This is a genomic window from Anaerovorax odorimutans, assembly GCF_024459955.1.
Lineage (GTDB): Bacteria > Bacillota > Clostridia > Peptostreptococcales > Anaerovoracaceae > Hominibacterium > Hominibacterium odorimutans_A.
In genome coordinates this window covers 283,517-300,781 of record NZ_JANFXK010000001.1, presented here as the reverse complement: position 1 = coordinate 300,781, position 17,265 = coordinate 283,517, and the positions used below count along the sequence as shown (strand labels likewise).

Annotated in this window: 15 protein-coding genes; 10 read left to right on the top strand and 5 right to left on the bottom strand. The window is 47.7% G+C overall.

The annotated features are described in order from the left end of the window. Positions 1-338: 338 nt before the first annotated feature. Together hydA and NE619_RS01305 are read right to left on the bottom strand one after the other, a co-directional pair. Positions 339-1,760: a dihydropyrimidinase gene (gene hydA, locus NE619_RS01310; protein WP_256130550.1), complete on the bottom strand. Its 1,422-nt coding sequence runs from the start codon at positions 1,758-1,760 to the stop codon at positions 339-341. A gap of 180 nt (positions 1,761-1,940) precedes the next feature. Next, positions 1,941-3,533 carry an NCS1 family nucleobase:cation symporter-1 gene (locus NE619_RS01305; protein WP_256130549.1) on the bottom strand — a complete coding sequence of 531 codons (1,593 nt, stop codon included), beginning with the start codon at positions 3,531-3,533 and terminating at the stop codon, positions 1,941-1,943. Positions 3,534-3,711: 178 nt separating this feature from the next. Here NE619_RS01305 and nth point away from each other — a divergent pair, with 178 nt between their 5' ends. Both nth and NE619_RS01295 read left to right on the top strand, forming a co-directional pair. Beyond that, positions 3,712-4,353, top strand: a complete 642-nt coding sequence (nth, locus tag NE619_RS01300) for an endonuclease III (protein WP_256130548.1) — start codon at positions 3,712-3,714, stop codon at positions 4,351-4,353. After that, a complete protein-coding gene (locus tag NE619_RS01295; RefSeq protein WP_256130547.1) occupies positions 4,350-4,862 on the top strand; it encodes a prolyl-tRNA synthetase associated domain-containing protein in 513 nt (170 codons plus the stop codon). Before nth ends, NE619_RS01295 begins: the two co-directional genes overlap by 4 nt. A 144-nt stretch (positions 4,863-5,006) precedes the next feature. Here NE619_RS01295 and NE619_RS01290 read toward each other — a convergent pair whose 3' ends face one another. Together NE619_RS01290 and NE619_RS01285 are read right to left on the bottom strand one after the other, a co-directional pair. Continuing rightward, positions 5,007-5,501, bottom strand: coding sequence for an SEC-C metal-binding domain-containing protein (locus NE619_RS01290; RefSeq protein WP_256130546.1), 495 nt, complete (start codon positions 5,499-5,501; stop codon positions 5,007-5,009). Between the two features lie 4 nt (positions 5,502-5,505). Beyond that, complete coding sequence (locus NE619_RS01285) at positions 5,506-6,480, bottom strand: homoserine dehydrogenase (protein WP_256130545.1); 975 nt, start codon at positions 6,478-6,480, stop codon at positions 5,506-5,508. 179 nt (positions 6,481-6,659) lie between these two features. Here NE619_RS01285 and trmL point away from each other — a divergent pair, with 179 nt between their 5' ends. The 3 genes from trmL (at position 6,660) to gap (ending at position 9,729) form a co-directional block, all read left to right on the top strand. Then, on the top strand, positions 6,660-7,130 hold the full coding sequence (gene trmL / locus NE619_RS01280; protein ID WP_256130544.1) for a tRNA (uridine(34)/cytosine(34)/5-carboxymethylaminomethyluridine(34)-2'-O)-methyltransferase TrmL: 471 nt from the start codon (positions 6,660-6,662) through the stop codon (positions 7,128-7,130). A gap of 92 nt (positions 7,131-7,222) precedes the next feature. Continuing rightward, complete coding sequence (gene rpoN / locus NE619_RS01275) at positions 7,223-8,665, top strand: RNA polymerase factor sigma-54 (RefSeq protein ID WP_256130543.1); 1,443 nt, start codon at positions 7,223-7,225, stop codon at positions 8,663-8,665. Between the two features lie 47 nt (positions 8,666-8,712). Continuing rightward, the gene (gap, locus tag NE619_RS01270) at positions 8,713-9,729 is read left to right on the top strand and encodes a type I glyceraldehyde-3-phosphate dehydrogenase (RefSeq protein WP_256130542.1); all 1,017 of its coding nucleotides are present in this window, start codon (positions 8,713-8,715) and stop codon (positions 9,727-9,729) included. A 243-nt stretch (positions 9,730-9,972) separates the two neighbouring features. Here the strand turns inward: gap and NE619_RS01265 are convergent, their stop codons facing one another. Beyond that, complete coding sequence (locus NE619_RS01265) at positions 9,973-11,106, bottom strand: hypothetical protein (RefSeq protein ID WP_256130541.1); 1,134 nt, start codon at positions 11,104-11,106, stop codon at positions 9,973-9,975. 212 nt (positions 11,107-11,318) lie between these two features. Between NE619_RS01265 and NE619_RS01260 the strand changes: the two genes are divergently transcribed. The 5 genes from NE619_RS01260 (at position 11,319) to NE619_RS01240 (ending at position 17,073) form a co-directional block, all read left to right on the top strand. Next, on the top strand, positions 11,319-12,503 hold the full coding sequence (locus NE619_RS01260) for a phosphoglycerate kinase (RefSeq protein WP_305146541.1): 1,185 nt from the start codon (positions 11,319-11,321) through the stop codon (positions 12,501-12,503). Further along, positions 12,503-13,249, top strand: a complete 747-nt coding sequence (tpiA, locus tag NE619_RS01255) for a triose-phosphate isomerase (RefSeq protein WP_256130540.1) — start codon at positions 12,503-12,505, stop codon at positions 13,247-13,249. Before NE619_RS01260 ends, tpiA begins: the two co-directional genes overlap by 1 nt. A gap of 17 nt (positions 13,250-13,266) precedes the next feature. Further along, complete coding sequence (eno, locus tag NE619_RS01250; RefSeq protein ID WP_256130539.1) at positions 13,267-14,556, top strand: phosphopyruvate hydratase; 1,290 nt, start codon at positions 13,267-13,269, stop codon at positions 14,554-14,556. A 141-nt stretch (positions 14,557-14,697) separates the two neighbouring features. Further along, positions 14,698-14,931: a preprotein translocase subunit SecG gene (gene secG / locus NE619_RS01245; RefSeq protein ID WP_256130538.1), complete on the top strand. Its 234-nt coding sequence runs from the start codon at positions 14,698-14,700 to the stop codon at positions 14,929-14,931. 114 nt (positions 14,932-15,045) lie between these two features. Further along, on the top strand, positions 15,046-17,073 hold the full coding sequence (locus NE619_RS01240; protein WP_256130537.1) for a sodium-translocating pyrophosphatase: 2,028 nt from the start codon (positions 15,046-15,048) through the stop codon (positions 17,071-17,073). Positions 17,074-17,265 lie beyond the last annotated feature (192 nt).

Sequence of the window (17,265 nt, the reverse complement as noted above, 5' to 3'; positions counted from 1 at the left end):
GGGAGGCAGCCGTAACCCTTGGAGATGAAGCCTTTTTTAAGCAATCTACATAGTTGTTCAACAGCGAACCCATTTCTACTTTCTTGTTGAAGTATTTCCAAAGCTTGCGATCTCCGACCGGTCCAAAAGCTGCATATTGACCGAGAATCTGTTCTTGCAGGCTCTGCACCCTTGAAAAAAGTTCAACAAGAACTCGATTTTTTGCTGCGTGTTGCTAAAAATCGCAATTTACCTATTTTGCAATGCTCCTGCGGCATTCAAATAAAAGGGGACTGCAGCATCATGATGCTGCAGTCCCTCTCTTCTCAAAAACAACTCGATATGGCGCTTATGATGTACTAAAGTGTCGGAGTCTTATGCTTAATCTTATTGCATTTTACGAATTTACCGTCACCCTTCTTGCCGAGGAACTCGCCGTCTTTGTAAACCAGATTTCCTCTGCTGTAAGTAGCTACCGGATATCCCTTTACAGGAACGCCTTCCCAGATCGTATGATCGGTGTCGCCATGCATAGCGTCGTTGGTGATGGTGAAGTTCTTCTTAGGATCGTAAATTACGATATCCGCGTCCAGTCCAACCTGCAGAGCGCCCTTTGCGTGATCCAGCCCGAACAGCTTTGACGGGTTCGTTGCGCACAGCTCAACCGCCTTGTTAAAGGAGATTCTGCCCTTGTTGGCTTCCGAGAGAACGTAAGGATACATGTTTTCAATGCCTGCGCACCCATTCGGGATCGTAGTGAAGTTTCCTGGGGTACCGTCTTTCTGCGTGATTCCCCAGTCCTTTTCAGCTTTCGTGAACGGGCAGTGGTCTGTTGCGATGGTTGAAATGTCGCCTCTCTTAATTCCTTCCCACAGAGCGTCCTGGGACTCCTTGCCCTTCATTGGAGGGGAACATACAAAGTCGCGGGCTCTCAGATTCTGTTCCGGAATTCCATCCTTATAAACCTTGCTGGTAAAGTACAGGTACTGCGGGCAAGTCTCTGCGAAGATCGGATAACCCTGGTCTCTTGCTTCCGTAACAGCATCCATACCCTGCTTATTTGCCAGATGAACAATGTACAGAGAAGTGCCGGCCATTTTCGCCAAATTGATGGCTCTTACGTCGGCTTCGCCTTCAACTGCTTCATTCTTGGACATATAATGCCACCAGGCATCTGTTTTGCCTTCGGAGAGATACTGAGCGATCAGCACATTGTTTACTTCTCTGTTTTCAGCGTGAACGCCCACAAGAGCACCGATATCTTTTGCTTTTACCAGAGTCTTGTAGAACTGTCCGTCATCTACGCCGAAATCATATACCATGAATACTTTAAAGGAGGTTACGCCAAACTTAACGGCATCCTCCATGGAATCCAGCATTTCATCAGTGGTGACATCGCCAACGCCGATATGGAACGAGTAATCCACTGCCGCAGTTGGAGCAGCCAGATCATTTCTTCTATTGATGGCATCCAGCATCGGTTCACCCTGTCCCTGCAGAACGAAATCGAATACGGTGGTTGTTCCGCCGCAGGCAGCGGATCTTGTGCCCGCATAATAGTCATCTGTGGAAATCGTTCCGCCGAACGGCATAGCCAGATGAGTATGTCCGTCAATTGCGCCCGGAAGTACCAGTTTGCCTTTGGCATCTACTACCTCAGCTCCCTTTTCCGGTTTCAGATTTGCACCGATGGCAGTGATTTTACCATTTTTTACGGCCACGTCCGCTTTAAAGCTCGACTGTGCTGTTACGACGGTGCCGCCCTTGATTAATAAATCCATAATACAACCTCCTTCTATTATGTAGAAAACATTGATTTCAATATTTCGGAAATATCGACAATGTACGCTGTTGCCATAAAATGGTCGGGCCAGCGCTGCCCTTTGGATAAGAGTAGAAGCCTTTGGTTTCAAAGGCTTCTACGATGTTGCTATTTAAGTCTTTGTGAAAACGGAACTTCTTTATGATTCTACTTTTTCAATCGCCTTAAACTCTTCGTCAGAGATGTAGGAATCCTTAGCCATGCTGGTCTTCATCAGCAATACATAAACGATGAAACCAATAATGAAGGACCAGATGTAGTTAATGGAATTGATCCAAGTAATAAGCGTCCAGAAACCGTTGCTTGCGCCGGCAGGCTGGAAGTAAGTGATCAGCGGAATAATGAATGCTACGATCCAGGCGATGATTGCAGCCTGATTGAATCCTCCGTTGTACCAGTATCTTCCTTCTTCTCCCTTGAACAGTGCCGCAACTTCTACCTTCTTCTTCTTGCATACGAAGTAGTCTGCGATGAAGATAGCCGCGATCGGTGAGAGGATAGTGCCGTAAGCGTTCATCCAAGTGAAGTACGCGCCGCCGGAACCATAGATCCACCAAGCCTGTAAGATGAAGAACGCGATGAAAATAGTACCAACAACGCCCTTCTTGTAGCTGATTCTCTTCGGGTTCATGTTGGAGAATCCGTTGGCCGGTGCTACTACGTTGGCTGCTACGCAGGTAGTAACCGTAGCTGCAACTACAGCCAGAGCTGCGATAAATACGATGATCTTGTTGTCGATCCGATAGAATACGGCGGTCGGGTCGAACATTGCCTGACCGTCTACCAGCTCGGTCGCTCTTGCGAAGAAAGCGCCTACAAATGCGCAGAATGCCATTGGAACAGGCATGCCGTACAGCTGGCCTCTGAACTGATCTTTCTGGGATCTGGCGTATCTGGAAAAGTCCGGAATATTCAGTGCCATTGTAGCCCAGAACGCGATGTTGCCCATCAGACCTCCCAGATAAACGAGAGCAAAGCCGCCTCCGCTTTCAATCAGAGCGTCATTATTCGGTGAATTGAGTACGTCTGAGAAGGAATATCCCGCATTGCTTGCGTACATAGCCGCCCAGATCAGCAGTGCGATCATAACAGCGATGAGCAGTGGTCCGCCGACATTCTGGACCCATTTGATCTGGTCCATACCTTTGTAAGCAACCCATCCAATGAAGAGGATAAAGATGATGTAACCGATAAACTGTCCGGCTACGACTGTTTCCATACCGCCCCAGGAAGGAAGACTCATGGTCCAATCGTCATGTGCGAATTTTGGAATAAAACAGCCGATGATAGCCGCTACAGCGCCGCCGCCTACCCAGGCCTGCACCGAAGTCCAGCCGCAGGCGGTGATCGCCCTCAAGAGTGCCGGTATCTGTGCGCCTCTTCCGCCGAAGGTCAATCTGGCGAACAGCGGGAACGGGATACCGTATTTGGTTCCGACCTGCGAGTTCAACTGAATCGGGATCAGAACGATGATGTTGCCTAAGGCTACATTGATGATGGAAAGCCATGGGGATACGCCCATGCCGATAAGTCCGGATGCCAGAGATAAGGATGGGATACAGATCGACATACCTACCCACAGCATCGAAATGTTGTATGTAGTCCAGGTTCTTTGGGATACTGAAGTGGGAGCCAAGTCTTCATTGTAATACTTCGAAGACAATAGTTCTGCCTTGGCAGTATCCGTCAATTCGTATAGTCCGTTGCGAACTACTTGTGTGTGCGTTGACATTTAAACACCTCCATATTAAAATTTATAAAGCATAAATTATTTCATAACCAATTATACTATAAATTGTCAGAAATGTAACTAGTTTTTTTTAATTTTTTAGAAAACTCAAAATATTGCTTGCGGTTGAAAACAATTTGGGATGCATGTATAATCATATTCGTACTCAAGGAGGTATGAAATGAGCTTTACGAAATCCCAGGTCAATGAAATCCTGGATAAATTGGAATTGCAATATCCGGACGCTGATTGCGCACTGGAGCACGGCAGCGTTTTTCAGCTTTTAGTGGCAGTTGTTTTGTCGGCACAAACAACGGATAAAAGCGTTAATGTAGTCACAAAAAAACTTTTTGAAACATACCCGGACGCCCATGCTTTAGCCCGGGCGGATCAGGAAAATCTTGAAGAAACGATTAAGCGGATCGGGATGTATAAGACGAAATCGAAAAATATTCTGGCTTTGGCCAAGATGCTGGTCGAGAAATACGACGGGCAGGTCCCCGAGGCTTACGACAAACTGATTGAGCTTCCCGGTGTGGGAAGAAAAACCGCCAATGTGGTGCTGTCAGTTGGTTTCGGGCATCAGCGGATCGCCGTGGATACCCATGTTTTCAGGGTTTCCAACCGCATTGGGCTGGTCAGTGAAAAGGATGTTTTGAAGACGGAGCTGGCGCTGATGAAGACTTTGCCGGAGGACAGATGGTCCCGGGCGCACCATAGTTTGATTTTTCACGGCCGCTATTGCTGCCATGCCAGAAAGCCGGACTGCGAAAACTGTGTAATCGGTTACATATGTAAAAAGAAGGGCGTAAACGCAAAATGAAGAAAGACGGAAAAAATGCCCGCGGGCAAGTATATCAGGCGCTGGATGAATTGAAGATTTCGTATCAGGTCCACGAGCACGAGGCGTTTTTTACCGTTGCCGAGGCTGACGAAAAGGGATATGCGCTGCCGGGACTAAATTTGAAGAACCTTTTTATAAAGCACAAAAAAGGACCGGAGCGCTGGCTGGTCATATTGGAAGACCACTGCCGGCTGGACTTCAAAGCCCTTGGGAAATTGACCGGATGGGGAAACAAAGCCGCTTTTGCAGGTGATGAAGAGCTGATGCGATGTCTGGGACTGACGCCGGGATCCGTAGGCCCTTTCGGGCTGCTCAATGATCGGGAGCATCAGGTGATTGTAGTGCTGGGAAAGGCGGTCTGCGACGCGGAGGAGGGAACCCTGGTGAACTTTCACCCCAACGATAACACGGCTACTCTGTCGCTGACAAAAAAAGATTTCCTGAAATTCCTCAGACATATGGGAAATCCGGTGATCTTTGAAATTTGATCCGCAAGAGAATGCTGCCGCTGAAAAGCCAAGGCAGTATTTGGACTTCCGTGAGGGACTGCGGATTTTATAAAACACATGAAAAAAGGAGCTTGCTGCGCCAAAGGCTGAACCATTGACGCGGCAGCTCCCATTTTTAATTGTTTATCTTCCGCAGCATTTCTTGTATTTCTTGCCGCTTCCGCACGGGCATGGATCATTGCGCCCGATTTTTTCTCCCTTTACAACAGTCTTTGACTTCTTGTAAGCCTTGGTGATCTCCTGCCTTTTTTCTTCGGTCAGAAGCTCGTCCCACTGGGGCAGGCCGTACAGGTAATCGGCATCGGCCACCAGCATATTGTAGTAAAGCTTTTCCAGGTCAATGTCCAGCTCCACCTGAGAATCCTCGCTGAAGTTTTCAAAATCGTTCTCTTTGCGAAGACTGGTATTAATTCCGTCCAGAAATCCCATGAAGATTACAGGACGGGTCTGATACTTGTCCGCCAGATCTTTCAGCGGAGCGGATACTTTCTGGCCGGGGTTGTCCAACAGATCGCTGTAGATCCTTGTCTCAGCCTCGCTGTACTCCTCCCAGAAATCTCTGAATGTGGCATCCGTCTGATTTTCGATCAGGTCGCGCCATTGTTCGTACAAAGTCATTTATCTATTTCCTCCCACATAATTTTGCTATTTCCAGCACATCGCCCATGACCGCGCTGCCGGTTGGAAGAGGGCCGGCCCCTTTACCGTAGAACATCAGCTCGTCCACTGCGTTGCCGCGTACAAAGACTGCGTTAAACTCATTGTTGATGGTCGCCAGAGGATGGGAATTGGGAATGCGTGTCGGTTTCACACTGTATTCCAGCCCGTTTTCTGTTTTCTTCGCAGAAGCGATCAGCTTGATCTTACAGCCGTTGACAGCGGCATCCGTGATATCGGATCTGGTAATGCTCGTGATGCCTGTGGTCGGAATGTCTTCAGGAGCCACATAGGTGTCAAAAGCCAGCGCCATCAGAATAGACAGTTTATTGGCGACATCGATTCCTTCCACGTCAGCGGTCGGATCGGCTTCGGCAAATCCCTTTTCCTGGGCTTTTTTCAGCACGTCTGCATAGGGAAGCCCGTATTCGGTCATCTGGGTCAGGATGTAGTTGGTAGTTCCGTTGAGGATACCGAGGATTTCCTCGAACTGGTTGGAGCGGAGCACGGTAGTGATGGCGTTAAGAATTGGAATTCCACCGCCTACACTGGCTTCAAAGCGAAATTCCACATGGTTCTCTTTCGCGGTTTTCATCAGCCGGTCAAAGTTGGCGGCAACGGCAGCTTTGTTGGCCGTAACCACATGCTTGCCGTTTTCCATGGCAGAGAGCATGAATGTGGATGCCGGTTCGATACCGCCCAGAAGCTCGATGACAATATCTATTTCAGGATCCTTGAAGATCGAATCCGGGTCCTGTGTGAACTGCTGCGGCACAACGGTTATGTCGCGCTCCCGGTCCACGTCCCGCTCAAGGATCTTTGTTATCTCAATTTTGCATTCAGCGGCAGCTTCGATCTGCGCTTTGTTCATTTCTAAGGTTTTATACGTGCCGGTCCCGATGTTGCCAAGACCCAGCAAACCAACCTTTACTGTTTTCATTCAGAATACCTCCTACGATCTCAAAATGCATTGACTAAAAAATTATATAACAAAAAAGAAGATTTGTCTTTAGAAAATTAGAAATTTTTGCGATTGGTTACAAAGCCATTGACTTTTTTTCGCCAAGCCGCCACAATGAAAGGAGTCTTGCATAAAAGTCTTGATCAGGAGGAAAGAACATGGCAATCCATATAGTTTTGGTCGAACCGGAAATTCCGCCCAATACGGGCAATATCGCCAGATCCTGCGCGGCTACGGGCAGCGTGCTGCACCTTGTAAAACCGCTGGGCTTTTCCATCGATGACAAAAGTCTCAAACGGGCGGGGCTGGATTACTGGCCCTTTGTAAAGCTGGAGGTTCATGAGAGCCTTGATGAGTTTTTGGACACATATAAAGGAAGAAATATGTATCTGGCCACCACCAAAGGCGAACGCCTTTATACGGAGGTGACCTACCGGGATGGAGATATGCTTCTCTTTGGAAAAGAGACGGCAGGACTGCCGCGGGATTTCATTGAAAAGCACAAAGAAAACGCGGTACGGATCCCCATGAGCGAAGATACCAGGCTCCGGTCTTTCAACCTGTCCAACTCAGCCAATATCATTCTCTTTGAAGCGCTGAGGCAGATGGGTTTTCCGAATTTAAGCTAAAAGCTCTAGAAAAAAAAACTGACTATGGTATAATTATTGCGTAAGTGTTGTAAACAATAAAGGGAATTTCGTGATTTTACAGAGGTGTTTTAATGAGCATGAGACTTGGGTATGATCTGACAATTGAACAAACGCAAAAACTGGTGATGACACCGGAACTGATCCAGGCGATTCAAATCCTGCAGTTCAACACCCAGGAATTGGATTCCTATGTGCAGGAGCAGCTGCTGACTAACCCGGTACTGGAACAGGGAGCATCTGCGCCGGGAGACTCACAGGAACATCGCGAGCAGGAAAGCGAAGGCAGAGAGGAAACCTCCGCGTCTGAAAAGAACGATCACGACAGCGAGATCGACTGGAAGGAATATCTCAAAGACCGGCAGTACGACGACATTAGCTATCGCCAATGGGAGTACAAAGATCCTGAGGAAAAGGAAAACTCTTATGAGCAGTATACGACATATGATGTGACACTGCCGGAGCATCTGATGTTTCAGCTGCAGTTCGCTTCTCATAAAAAAGGATGCCGCAACGTGGGAAGATATATCATCGAATCGCTGGACGAGAACGGATATATGACGCTGACAGTGGAAGAGATATCCAAAGTGACCGGTGTGCCGGAGGATAAGATTGAGGAGGTCCTCGATATCATACACACCTTCGACCCTGCGGGAGTGGGGGCCAGGGATCTGCGGGAATGTCTGCTGATCCAGATGGAGCACCAGGGCATGCTGACAGATGAATATGAAACCGTTATCAACGAGCATCTGGAAGATCTGGCGGCCAACAGACTGGGCGCTATTTCCAAATCTATGGGAATTCCGGTAAAAGAAATTCAGGAGATGGCGGATGTGATCAAATCGCTGGAACCGAAGCCGGGCCGTCAATTCGCTACCCAGACGGACACCAGGTATATTGTGCCGGATGTTCTGGTGGAGCGGGTGGATGACGACTATGTGGTAACGGTCAATGACAGCAGCACCCCGCATCTGATGGTCAGCTCTTACTATGAAAAGCTGCTGGGAGAAGCGGAAAAGGATTCCAACCTTTCCAAATATCTCACGGACCGGCTCAATTCGGCTGTCTGGCTCATCAAGAGCATCGACCAGAGAAAACAGACAATTTACAATGTGGTAAAAGCCGTTGTCAAATATCAGAAGGAATTCTTTGACAAGGGCAGCAAATATCTGAGGACCCTTACTTTAAAGCAAATCGCAGAAGAAGTGGGCATTCATGAATCTACGGTCAGCCGTTCCATCAACGGCAAATACCTGCAGAGCCCAATGGGCGTTTTCGAGATTAAATACTTTTTCTCAGGAGGCGTAGCGGGCGACCAGGGAGAGGGGATTTCCTCCAAGAGCATCAAGAGTTTTATTAAGGAAATTGTGGACAGCGAAGATCCGAAATCGCCGCACAGTGACCAGGATATGGTGAAGATGCTCAAAGACAAGGGCATTGATATCTCCCGAAGGACAGTAGCAAAATACAGAGATGAGATGAACATTCTATCCTCATCCAAACGAAGACGGTATTAATTAATACATTTAGAATATATTTTTTAGTTAATCGAGGAGGATTAAAAATGGCAATTAAAGTCGGTATTAGTGGTTTTGGTCGTATCGCAAGAGTAGTGATCCGCGCAGCTATGGATGACAAAGATATCGATATCTGCGGAATCAACGTACGTAATGCGGACAAGGAGTACATGGTGTACATGCTCAAGTATGACACTATCTTCGGCCGTTTTCCAAAGGACCTGGCTGTATACGACAATGGAATCGTGATCGATGGCAAGAAAGTTCCTGTTTACAGCGAGAGTGACGCCGCTAATATCCCTTGGAGCGAATGTGGGGCAGAGTATATCGTAGAAGGTACCGGAGCATATAACACTACGGAAAAAGCAATGGTACATATCAATCAGGGAGCAAAGAAGGTTGTTATCACAGCACCGGCAAAGGATAAGACAACACCTACCTTTGTAATGGGCGTAAACCATCAGGGTTATAAAAAAGATATGAAGATCGTATCCAACGCATCCTGCACTACCAACTGTCTGGCGCCGCTGGCTAAAGTTATTGAAGATAACTGGGGAATCGAGCAGGGGCTCATGTCCACCATCCATGCGGCTACGGCAAAACAGAAGGTTGTAGACGCACGTTCTCTGAAGGACTGGAGAACAGGAAGATCCGCTTTCAATAATATCATTCCATCCTCAACGGGCGCGGCAAAGGCGGTTGGCCTGGTTATCCCATCTCTGGTGGGAAAAATGACCGGTATCTCCTATCGTGTTCCCACTGCCGACGTTTCCGTTATCGATCTGAATATCATGACCAAAAAATCCGCTTCCTACGAAGCGATCTGCGCAAAGATCAAAGAAGCGTCCGAAAAAGATATGAAGGGTGTAATCGAATACGTGGATGATGAAGTGGTATCCAGCGACTTTATCGGAGATCCGCATACTTCCATCTTCGATGCCAGAGAAGGCATCCAGCTCAACGATAAATTCTTCAAACTGATTGCCTTTTATGATAACGAGTACGGATATTCCAGCAAAATCCTCTCGCTCATAAAACACATGAACAGTGTAGATACTAAATAGAGGTAAAGAGAATATATTCTCTGCAATACAACAGCCGATGAAAGAATCGGCTGTTGTATTATAACTTACGAGCTGCGTCGAGTAAGTTTCACGCATATTCAACCTTGCGGCGAAGCCGGTTCAATTGGAGAATATCGTATACGATTCTGAATGATTGAAACGGCGTTGCCGTAAGGTACAGAATCGTGAAACAAGCTCGACATGGCTCGCTTGTTATAGCTTACGAGCTGCGTGGAGTAAGTTTCACGCATATTCAACCTTGCGGGCTGCGGTAACTTTTTCGTAAAAATGATGGGAAGTTACGCAAAGATGTGGGTTTGCGGGTGCTCGAAACCGTAAAAAGTGAAACTTTGTGCTGCAGGCCGTTTCGAAGGCCGCGGAATCGTTGCAAAGTGCGTAACTTTTCGAAAAAAGCGGGGCATAGTTACCAAAATTACTATTTTTGTCAACATGCAGCAAAGAATCAAAGTTTTGTTGAACTTTTTTCAAGGATGCCAGAGCATGAGGGTATAGAATCTTGGCCAATATGCAGAATTGAACAGGTGTAGAGGCCGAAACCCTTGGAAATGTATCAACAATACAGGCAAAATGAATTCGATGTTGAACAAAATACGCATATTGTTGAAAAAGGCCGCGCGGTAAGGCGGCAAATCGTATGCGCCATACAATATTGCGGCGCCGGCCCGATTGAATCCAGGCAGCCTTGCGGGCTGCGGTAACTTTTTCGTAAAAATGATGGGAAGTTACGCAAAGATGTGGGTTTGCGGGTGTTCGAAACCGTAAAAAGTGAAACTTTGTGCTGCAGGCCGTTTCGAAGGCCGCAGAATCGTTGCAAAGTGCGTAACTTTTCGCAAAAAGCGGACCATGGTTACCAAAATTACTATTTTTATCAACATGCAGCAAAGAATCAAAGTTTTGTTGAACTTTTTTCAAGGATACCAGAGCATGAGGGTATAGAATCTCGGTCAATATGCAGAATTGAACAGGTGTAGAGGCCGAAACCCTTGGAAATGTATCAACAATACAGGCGAAATGAATTCGATGTTGAACAAAATACGCATATTGTTCAAAAAGGCCGCGCGGTAAGGCGGCAAATCGTATGCGCCATACAATATTGCGGCGCCGGCTTGATTGAATCCAGGCAGCCTTGCGGGCTGCGGTAACTTTTTCGTAAAAATGATGGGAAGTTACGCAAAGATGTGGGTTTGCGGGTGTTCGAAACCGTAAAAAGTGAAACTTTGTGCTGCAGGCCGTTTCGAAGGCCGCGGAATCGTTGCAAAGTGCGTAACTTTTCGCAAAAAGCGGGGCATAGTTACCAAAATTACTATTTTTGTCAACATGCAGCAAAGAATCAAAGTTTTGTTGAACTTTTTTCAAGGATACCAGAGCATGAGGGTATAGAATCTCGGTCAATATGCAGAATTGAACAGGTGTAGAGGCCGAAAACCTTGGAAATGCATCAACAATAAAGGCGAAATGAATCCGATGTTGAACAAAATACGCATATTGTTCAAAAAGGCTGCGCGGTAAGGCCGCAATGGTGTACTCAATTGAAGAAAAATGAAATCAACTTGAAAGGGAGTAGAATTATGAAAAAAACAGTAAGAGATGTGGAAGTAAGAGGAAAGAGAGCCCTGGTGAGGTGCGACTTCAACGTGCCGATGCAGGACGGTAAAATCACCGACGACATTCGTATTACTTCGGCTCTGCCAACCATTAAATATCTGATCGATCACGGCGCGAAAGTGATTCTCATGTCCCACATGGGAAGGCCGAAGGGTGAAGCGAAAATGGAATATACATTAAAGCCGGTAGCCGAAAGACTGGAAGAGCTTCTGGGACAGGCTGTTTCCTTCATCAGCGTTCCGGAAGTGGTAAACCAGCAGATTGTGGATGCTGCCGGAGCCCTGAAAGAGGGACAGGTTATGCTGCTGGAAAACGTTCGTTTCCGCAAAGAAGAGACTAAAAATGAAGCGGGATTTGCCAAAGAGCTGGCGCAGCTGGGAGAGATTTTCGTAAACGATGCTTTCGGAACCGCTCACCGTGCCCACTGCTCTACGGCGGGAGTCGCTGACTATCTGCCGGCTGTTTCCGGATTTCTCATCGAAAAAGAAGTGAAATTCCTCGGCGATGCCCTGGAAAATCCGCAGCGTCCCTTTGTTGCTATCATGGGCGGCGCAAAGGTGGGAGATAAGATCCCGGTGATCGAAAACCTGCTGAAAAAGGTGGACACGCTGATTATCGGAGGCGGCATGAGCTACACATTCTTTAAGGCCATGGGGCTGGAGATTGGTACTTCCATTCTGGATGAAGACAGTATCGGACTGGCGGGAGAACTGATAAAGAAAGCCGAATCCGCCGGTGTGAAGCTGGTGCTGCCGGTGGATGTGGTATGCGCGAAAGAATTTGACAACAACAGCGAGAAAAAGGTCTGCGACAGAGAAAACATCCCTTCCGATATGATGGGAATGGATATTGGACCGAAGTCGGTACAGCTGATCAGCGACGAGCTGGCAAAGGCAAAGACCGTAGTATGGAACGGACCTGCCGGTGTATTTGAAATGCCCAATTTCGCGGAAGGCACGAAAAAAATCGCAGAAGCCTTGGCAAACAGCCAGGCAACGACTATAATAGGTGGTGGCGATTCGGCAGCTGCCGTGGAACAGTTCGGCTTTGCGGATAAGATGACTCATATTTCCACCGGAGGCGGCGCGTCGCTGGAATTTTTAGAGGGTAAGGCATTACCCGGAATTGCAGTATTGGAGGAGAAATAATGAGAACACCTTTTATCGCAGGGAACTGGAAAATGTTTAAAACGGGACGGGATGCCGTAACGTTTGCCGAAGAATTCAAGACTCTGTATAAGGACACGGACGTGAAAACAGCGATCTGCGCGCCTTATGTGTATTTAGGGCTTTTGAAGAATCTGTTCTCCGGCACGGAGATCAAAGTGGGCGCGCAGAATGCTTTTTATGAAGATGAAGGCGCATTTACCGGTGAGATTTCCGTAAAGATGCTGGAAGATGTAGGCGTTGATTACTGCATTATCGGACATTCGGAAAGAAGACAGTATTTTGGAGAAAGCGACCAGCTTATCAACAGAAAATTAAAGAGACTTTTTGCCGGTCCCATCACGCCAATCCTGTGCGTGGGAGAGAACCTGGAACAGAGAGAAAAAGAAGAACAGTATCTGATCGTAAGGGATCAGCTGGTGGGCGCGCTTGCGGGAATTACTCCGGAGCAGGCGGCAAGACTGGTTATCGCTTATGAACCGGTATGGGCTATCGGAACGGGTAAAACAGCCACACCTCAGCAGGCGGAGGATATGTGCGAATTTATCAGAAACGCGATTGAAGCCCTCTATAACGAAGACATTGCCGATGAGGTAGTGATCCAGTATGGCGGCAGCGTTAAGCCGGCCAATGCTACGGAAATCATGAACATGGACAATATCGACGGCGCTCTTGTTGGCGGAGCGAGCCTGAATGCAAAAGATTTTATGGAAATTATTGATTTTTAAGAAGGAGGATGAAGAACATGCCATTTATTGAAGATGTAATCGCACGGGAAGTGCTGGACTCAAGAGGTAACCCGACAGTCGAAGTTGAGATCATGCTGGACGACGGCAGTGTGGGAAGAGCGATGGTGCCGTCCGGAGCGTCCACGGGCGTTCACGAGGCAGTTGAGCTGCGGGACGGAGACAAGGGCCGTTATCTGGGAAAAGGAACGCTGCAGGCTGTTGAGAATGTGAATACTGTGATCGCGGACCATGTGGTGGGGTACGACGTATTTGACCAGGTGGGTCTGGACAAACTGCTCATCGAGCTGGACGGAACTCCCAACAAAGGTAAGCTGGGAGCCAATGCGATTCTCGGCGTTTCCATGGCAGCGGCCAGAGCCGCGGCGGAATCTTTGGGACTACCGCTGTTCCAGTATCTGGGCGGCGTAAACGGAAAAGTTCTTCCTACTCCGATGATGAATATTTTAAACGGCGGCTCCCACGCGGACAACACCGTTGACATTCAGGAATTTATGATTATGCCGGCAGGAGCGCCGACCTTCAGAGAGGCGCTGAGAATGGGCGCGGAAGTATTCCACAGCCTGAAAGCCGTATTAAAGGGCAAGGGGCTCAATACGGCAGTTGGCGATGAAGGCGGATTCGCGCCAAACCTTTCCACCAATGAAGAGGCGATTCAGGTAATCATCGAGGCCATCGAAAAGGCCGGATATAAGCCCGGTGATGACGTTCGCATCGCACTGGACGTTGCGGCCAGCGAATTTTACGATGCTGACAAGGATATTTACAACCTGACCGGGGAAGGCGTGAGCAGAACGGCTGCGGAAATGGTTGATTATTATGACATGCTGGTGGATAAATACCCGATCGTTTCCATTGAAGACGGACTTGCGGAAGACGACTGGAACGGCTGGAAACTGCTGACAGAGAAACTGGGCAAGAAGATTCAGCTGGTAGGCGACGACCTGTTTGTTACCAATACGGAAAGACTGGCCAGCGGAATTGAGAAAGGCATTGCCAATTCCATTCTCATCAAGGTTAACCAGATCGGAACTCTCACAGAAACCTTCGACGCCATTGAGATGGCGAAGAAAGCCGGTTATACGGCAGTGGTTTCCCACAGAAGCGGCGAAACGGAAGACACGACGATCGCTGATATCGTTGTGGGTCTCAATGCCGGACAGATCAAGACCGGTTCCCTTTCCAGAACCGACCGTATCGCGAAATACAATCAGCTGCTCCGCATCGAAGAGCTGCTGGGAACTTCCGGAGAATATGCCGGATTTGATGCTTTCTACAACCTGAAATAAGAAAAGGCAGGCATGCCGCATATGTGTGATTTTACACGCATGTGCGGCTTTTTTTGTTTTAGTTGCAGTAAAGCGAAAAATCTTGATTTTTGAAACAGCTTATGGTAGACTTATGTAGTTACTTTACAAGGAGGTAAGAAAATGCAGACATTTCTCATGGTAGTACTGGCGATCGCAAGTGTTATTCTGATCATAAGCATTCTGCTGCAATCCAGTAATAGTGCCGGTTTGTCAGGCTCTATCGGAGGAGGGGCGGAACAGCTTTTCGGTAAGAAAAAAAGTCAGGGATACGAGGGTATTCTCAATAGAATCTCTACGGTAGCTGCTATTCTGTTCATCGTGCTGTCTCTTATTCTCGTTATGCTTGAGGGTTAGGGTTAGCGATTAATTCGTTTCGTTTAATTTTATTATTATATTTCACTTTTATATAAGAGGTGTCAAAGGGCTCCTCTTATAGTTATGTAAAAGTGAGAGGGAGGTATCATTTTTATGGACAACTTATCAATTATTGCTCCTATTGCGGCAGTCATCGGACTAATCGTAGCCTTCGGTCTGTCATCATGGATCAGCAAAGTAGCTGAGGGTAATGATAGAATGAAGGAGATCTCGGGTTACATCCGTGAGGGTGCTATGGCGTTCCTGAGGAGAGAGTACAAAGTTATGATCTTCGTTATCATTGTACTGTTCCTGCTGATCGGCTTAGGCCTTCAGAACTGGGTAACGGCTGGGCTCTATGTAGTTGGCGCTCTGCTGTCTGTTCTGGCAGGTTTCTTTGGAATGAACGTTGCTACTAAAGGTAACGTAAGAACTGCCAATGCTGCCAATGAAGGCGGTATGAACAAAGCTCTCAAGGTGGCGTTCCGTTCAGGCGCGGTAATGGGCCTGTGTGTATCCGGTCTTGGCCTTTTGGGACTCGGTGTGATTTTCGTTCTCATGGGCATTGATTCCGCATCCGTAATTACAGGATTCGGTCTCGGAGCTTCTTCCATGGCCCTGTTCGGAAGAGTAGGCGGCGGTATCTACACAAAAGCGGCGGACGTTGGCGCTGACCTGGTAGGTAAAGTCGAAGCCGGTATTCCGGAAGACGACCCGAGAAACCCTGCTGTTATCGCAGATAACGTAGGCGACAACGTAGGCGACGTTGCCGGTATGGGTTCCGACCTGTTTGAATCTTATGTTGGTTCCATTATTTCCGCAATTACTCTTGCAGTTATTATCCCGCAAGTAACTCCAATGTTTGGATCTTCTTTTGAACTGGATCCTGTCGTTGGTTCCGTGTTCCCGTTAATTCTGGCAGCTGTCGGTCTGATCGCTTCCGTGATCGGTATCCTGCTCGTAAGAGGTAAGGAAGGCGGAAACCCGGCTACGGCTCTCAACATGGGAACTTATATCAGTGGTGTTATCGTAATTATTGCTTCACTGATTCTGAGCAAATACATGCTGGGCAACTTCAACTCAGCGATCGCTATTATCGCCGGACTGATCGTTGGTATTGCCATCGGTAAGATTACAGAAATTTATACATCCGCAGATTACAAATCTGTTAAGAAGATCGCGGAGCAGTCCCAGACTGGTTCTGCGACAACAATTATCAGCGGTCTTGGTGTTGGAATGCTGTCTACAGTATGGCCAATCATCTGCATCGCAGTTGGTATTTTCGTAGCAAACGGTTTTGCGGGATTATACGGTATCGCTCTGGCTGCCGTAGGTATGCTGTCTACGACCGGTATGGTTGTAGCGGTTGACGCTTATGGTCCGGTATCCGACAATGCCGGCGGTATCGCAGAAATGTCCGAACTGCCTGCAGGCGTAAGAGAAATCACAGACAAACTTGACTCTGTTGGTAACACTACAGCAGCAATCGGTAAAGGTTTTGCCATCGGTTCCGCGGCTCTGACAGCTCTGGCTCTGTTCGCATCCTTCTCACAGGTTGCGGAAATCAGTGTGATTTCCCTGCTGGAACCAATGGTAATCATCGGTCTGTTCATCGGCGCTATGCTGCCGTTCCTGTTCTCCGCTATGACTATGAATTCCGTAGGTAAAGCGGCTAACCAGATGATCGAAGAGGTTAGAAGACAGTTCAGAGAAGACAAGGGCATTATGGAAGGTACTTCCAAGCCTGACTATGCAAGATGCGTAGATATTTCCACAAAAGCAGCTCTGAAAGAAATGGTTGCTCCCGGACTGCTGGCTATCATCGCACCGCTGGCTGTTGGTATCATCCTGGGCGTTGAAGCTCTGGGCGGAATGCTGGCAGGCGCGCTGGCGGCAGGTGTACTGCTGGCTATCATGATGGCTAACGCAGGCGGCGCATGGGATAACGCTAAAAAGTACGTTGAAGAAGGACATTACGGCGGAAAGGGTTCCGACACTCACAAGGCTACAGTAGTAGGCGATACAGTTGGTGACCCGTTCAAGGATACATCCGGCCCGTCCATCAACATCCTCATCAAGCTGATGACAATCGTAGCAGTAGTATTCGCACCACTGTTCGTAAGCATCGGCGGCCTGATCTAAGAAAAGAAAATAGAAAAGATATAACGGGGACCGTTGCATCAAAATTATTTGATGTGACGGTCTTTTTTTTGCGTGAAATTTGGCTGGCGTAGTTGTGTCTTGCATATCCATATAAAGGGATTAATGTAAAAAAATACTTGACAAAATTTGTAAAATATCCCATAATGTAAATAAATGTAAACGGAGTGACGG